Annotated in this window: 7 protein-coding genes; all 7 read right to left on the reverse strand. The window is 46.4% G+C overall.

Going from position 1 to position 4442, the window contains the following annotated elements; translation table 11 throughout:
* Positions 1-316, reverse strand: a 316-nt coding sequence (locus tag B3180_RS12495) for an RNase adapter RapZ (RefSeq protein WP_286844904.1), incomplete at its 3' end; no start/stop codon positions are given.
* Positions 307-777: a PTS IIA-like nitrogen regulatory protein PtsN gene (gene ptsN, locus B3180_RS12500; protein WP_054489794.1), complete on the reverse strand. Its 471-nt coding sequence runs from the start codon at positions 775-777 to the stop codon at positions 307-309. The genes B3180_RS12495 and ptsN, both read right to left, overlap by 10 nt.
* 3 nt (positions 778-780) lie before the next feature.
* Positions 781-1068, reverse strand: coding sequence for a ribosome hibernation promoting factor (gene hpf, locus B3180_RS12505; protein WP_054489797.1), 288 nt, complete (start codon positions 1066-1068; stop codon positions 781-783).
* Positions 1069-1096: 28 nt separating this feature from the next.
* Positions 1097-2557 carry an RNA polymerase factor sigma-54 gene (locus B3180_RS12510; RefSeq protein WP_199494264.1) on the reverse strand — a complete coding sequence of 487 codons (1461 nt, stop codon included), beginning with the start codon at positions 2555-2557 and terminating at the stop codon, positions 1097-1099.
* Between the two features lie 21 nt (positions 2558-2578).
* The gene (gene lptB, locus B3180_RS12515) at positions 2579-3304 is read right to left on the reverse strand and encodes an LPS export ABC transporter ATP-binding protein (protein ID WP_054489801.1); all 726 of its coding nucleotides are present in this window, start codon (positions 3302-3304) and stop codon (positions 2579-2581) included.
* 1 nt (position 3305) lies between these two features.
* On the reverse strand, positions 3306-3848 hold the full coding sequence (gene lptA, locus B3180_RS12520; RefSeq protein ID WP_199494263.1) for a lipopolysaccharide transport periplasmic protein LptA: 543 nt from the start codon (positions 3846-3848) through the stop codon (positions 3306-3308).
* Positions 3817-4380, reverse strand: coding sequence for an LPS export ABC transporter periplasmic protein LptC (gene lptC, locus B3180_RS12525; RefSeq protein ID WP_199494262.1), 564 nt, complete (start codon positions 4378-4380; stop codon positions 3817-3819). The genes lptA and lptC overlap by 32 nt, the downstream gene beginning before the upstream one ends.
* Positions 4381-4442: the final 62 nt, after the last annotated feature.

Raw genomic sequence — 4442 nt, forward strand, 5'->3', positions numbered from 1 at the left:
AGAGTGGGTGTAGTCGCCGGGTTTCACCGAAACGCTTTAATAAGGTGTTGTCGTCTGCATCAATGAACAGAATTTCGGGCTCTACGCCTTTGGGCAAAAAATTGAGTGAATCCAGCAGTTCTTCGGAGTGTTCGGGTAAGTTACGAACATCAATGCTAATGGCAATTTTCTGGTATTGCTCGATAACGGCATGTACTAACGTAGGTAGCAGGCTTATTGGCAAATTATCGACGCAGTAAAAACCTAAATCCTCAAGGACTCGCAATGCGATGGTTTTACCTGAACCGGAACGACCACTAACAATGATCAGTTGCATGGCGACTGCTCACCTTCGCCAATAAATAATTGGTATAAGTCTTTGTCGGAGTCAGCCTGGCGTAGTGCACGTGTGCAGTCTTTGTCATTCATACGGCGAGCGACAGAAGCCAAAGTCTGCAAATGGTTTTCGTGTTCGGATTCTGGTACCAGAAGCGCGAAGATAATATCGACGGGTTGATTGTCGATAGAGTCAAACTCAATCGGCTCATCTAACGTGAGCAATACCGCAACCGGGTGGTTAGCATTGGGCAATCGGCCATGAGGAATTGCGATACCTAAGCCAATTCCCGTACTGCCCAGGCGCTCACGGTTCAATAGGCTCTCAAAAATGTCGTGGCGGGTAATGCCGGACAACTTAGGAGCTACGATTTGACTAATGGTTTCAAGCAGTCGTTTTTTACTTGCGCCCTCGACTGCACACTTGGTGCAGTCGGGACTTAACAATTCACTCAGTTGCATGGGTTAATGTTGTTTCATTTTTTCTTTGTGTTTAATCACCTGACGGTCCAGTTTATTGATTAAACCGTCGATGGCCGCGTACATATCGTCGTGTTTTGCGTCGGCAAAAATTTCACCGCCATTCACGTGCAGCGTAGCTTCCGCTTTTTGAATTGTTTTTTCAACATTTAGGATGACGTGAACATTAGTAATGTGGTCAAAATGTCGTTCCAGCTTGGCAAATTTTGTGTCTACGTAGTCACGTAAAGCTTCGGTAATATCGATGTGGTGACCGGTCAAATTAATTTGCATAACGTCTTCCTTCTTGCAGTTAACAAAGTTACAAAAGACTTTTGCGTTGGCTCGATGATGGAATGTTTAACGATTCCCGATACTTCGCAATTGTCCTCCTTGCTACTTGGATACCTTGTTCAGCTATCAGTTCAGCAATTTTGCTGTCACTTAACGGTTTACTGCGGTTTTCTGCAGCGACCATCTTCTTAATTAAAGCACGTATTGCAGTGCTTGAACACTCACCACCGCCCTCAGTGCTGACATGACTTGAGAAAAAGTATTTTAACTCAAACACGCCCCGCGGACAGTGTAAGTATTTCTGTGTTGTCACCCGCGAAATGGTGCTTTCGTGCATATCCACCGCTTCGGCGACATCGTTTAAAACCATAGGCTTCATGGCTTCTTCGCCATGCTCAAAAAAGCCTTGTTGGCGTTGCACTATGCAGTTGGCAACTTTTAGCAACGTGTCATTGCGACTTTCCAGGCTTTTTATAAACCAACGCGCTTCCTGCGTGTGGTTTTTTATGTACTGGCTGTCGGCTACTGACTTAGCTGCTTTACTCAAGGCCGCGTATTCTTCATTGACCTTTAATTTAGGTACGCTGTCGGGGTTCAATTCGACCATCCAACGCCCATTTTTTTTTGTCACAGCAACATCCGGAATGACATATTCAACGGGTTGTTGTGCAACTTGCTCACCCGGGTGGGGGTGCAACTGCTGAATCAAGCGCATGGTTTGACGCAAGTCGTCTTCCGAGAGCTTTAATTTACGCTGAATGGTGCGAAAATCCCGGCTGCCCAGTAAATCCATATGTTCAGTCACTAAACATAGAGCAATTTCTTTGTACTCAGTGTCGTCGCTTAGTTGTCGCAATTGGATGGCAAGGCATTCGCTGACGCTGCGTGCTCCCACACCTATTGGGTCGAAGTGCTGAATGCGTTTAAGCACCATACAAACTTCTTCGGCTTCCACCTCCGGAAGGCGCACCGCTTCAATAATCTCATCAACATCGACCATTAGATAGCCGTTGTCGTCTATGGCTTCGATAATGGCTTCAGCTATGGCGGTGTCTTCCTCAGAAAAGTGGGAAAGCTGCATTTGCCAAAGTAAGTGATCTTGCAACGACTCACTGGTCGAGCCCTGATAAACTTCAAAGTCACCGTCAAAAGACTTACCAGAGGACGCGGCCCCATTAACCGGTGTCTGGCTGGAGTAGGTGTCATCCCAACTGCTGTCTACCGGTAACTCGTCCGGCATTTCCTGAGTTTTTATAACGTCTGAGGTTTCTCGCTGACTGTCATCCCGCTCTTCGATATTTCGGGTTTCGGAATTGTCAGCTTCGTTGCTGGCATCGCCTTCAACTTCTAATAGAGGATTACTGTCCAGTGCATCCTGAATTTCAGCCTGAAGATCGAGCGAGGAAAGCTGCAGCAGGCGAATGGCCTGTTGAAGTTGTGGCGTCATGGTCAGATGCTGACCAATTTTTAGCTGCAGACTTTGCTTCATAATGACTGTCCCGGTTTCACGTTATAAGGTGAACTGCTCACCGAGGTAAACGTCTTTAACCTGTTGATTCGATAATATACTTTCTGCATCCCCACTGGCAATAAGTTCGCCATGACTAACGATATAGGCGTGTTCACAAACCGATAGGGTTTCACGAACATTATGGTCGGTAATCAATACGCCAATACCGCGTTGCTTTAAATGCTCAATGATTTTTTTGATATCAATGACGGATATGGGGTCGACACCAGCGAAAGGCTCATCTAAAAGAATAAAAGTGGGCTCTGCTGCCAGGGCCCGGGCTATTTCAACCCGTCGGCGCTCACCGCCTGACAGACTCATTCCCTGGCTGTTGGCAATGTGCCCAATATTAAACTCTTCGAGTAAGGCATCGAGCTGTTCTTCTCTGTCGTTGTCTGATAACGCTTTGCGGGTTTCTAAAATGGCCATCAGGTTGTCACGTACGGTGAGCTTTCTGAAAATAGAAGCTTCCTGTGGCAGGTAACCAATACCTCTGCGCGCCCGCTCATGCATTGGTAATAAAGTGAGGTCGTTATCATCCAGTAAAATCTGGCCTTTATCGCTGTTAACCAGTCCGACAATCATATAAAAGGTGGTTGTTTTACCGGCTCCATTAGGCCCTAATAATCCAATAACCTGTCCCTGGCTCACCTCCAGGCTAACGTCTTTAACAACCTGGCGACTTTTATAGCTTTTGGCTAAGTGTTTAACTCGTAAGGTTGCCATATTAAGGGTTCTCGTTATTTTTCTCGTTGGAGTCAGTTTTTGCCTTTGGCGTAAAAATGGTGATGACGCGACTGTCTTCTTCACCGGAACTGGTCGCGGTTATGGTTTGTTTGTCTAAATCATAGGTGATGAGATCACCACTGGAACTGCTGCTACCCTGAGAAATACGAGCTTTTCCGCTAAGCTCCAGGCGCTGTTCCGATTGAAAATAGGTAATTTTGTTGGCCTCTGCGTTTATCTTATTGCCATCATCCAGAGTCTGGCTGTAAGTAGCAGGAGTGCCTTCTGCAACAAAAGTATCGGCTTGTTCTGCATTCTCGCTGGCCGAGGCTTCAAGTCTGTCTGCTCTGATTAATAACGATCCCTGACGAATAATGACATTGTCCGTTAAAACTAGCCGGTTGTTTTTAATGTCCAGCTCTTCCTGGCTCGACTCTACCTCCATAGGCTGACTAAAGTCGGACTTACCCTGAGCCATAACTGCACAAGGCACCAAGGCAATAAGAGTAAAACTACTCAGCAGGCTGGAAAATCGTTTTAACATGTCTTTTTAGCTCCATTCGTTCAGCTTTCAGGTCAGCACTCATTCCGTTACCACGAATTAATAGCCGGGGTCCGTGAATGCTCACCGGGTGTTCGGTGCTCATTGATTGATTTTTCAAATCAACAATCAGGTATTCGGTTAACACTTGTTTAATTCGAGTATCAGGCTCTAACGCAAGGATTTCAACATCGCGCTCTAAAATAAGAGTTTGATCATCGTAGAAAGTCCCTTGTGCAGAGCTAACCTCCCAAATTTCGTCACCTTGTTCTGAGAAGACAGTGTACGTAGGCTGCTCGAGTTCGGTTAAGCCTATTTGATTATAATGCGACATCTTCTCTGACTTGATTTTATGTGCGAGTAAGCCGTCACTCTCAAAAATGCGGGTTTCCAGACCAAAAGCAGTGAAATCCGGTCGCATCATGCGGGTTGCGGTGGCATTATTGTCGTCTGCATCATCACCAAAAGGGCGCCAGACAAGCAAAAGCCCGGCACCGAATAGCAGAATAAGAATGACAGTAACTCGTCGGCTCACACACTGGCTCCTGTTGCCAGGTGCAGTTGGCCCTGACTGAGCATGATGAGATCGCAGACTTC

This window comes from Idiomarina sp. UBA4206 (assembly GCF_002383015.1).
Lineage (GTDB): Bacteria > Pseudomonadota > Gammaproteobacteria > Enterobacterales > Alteromonadaceae > Idiomarina > Idiomarina abyssalis.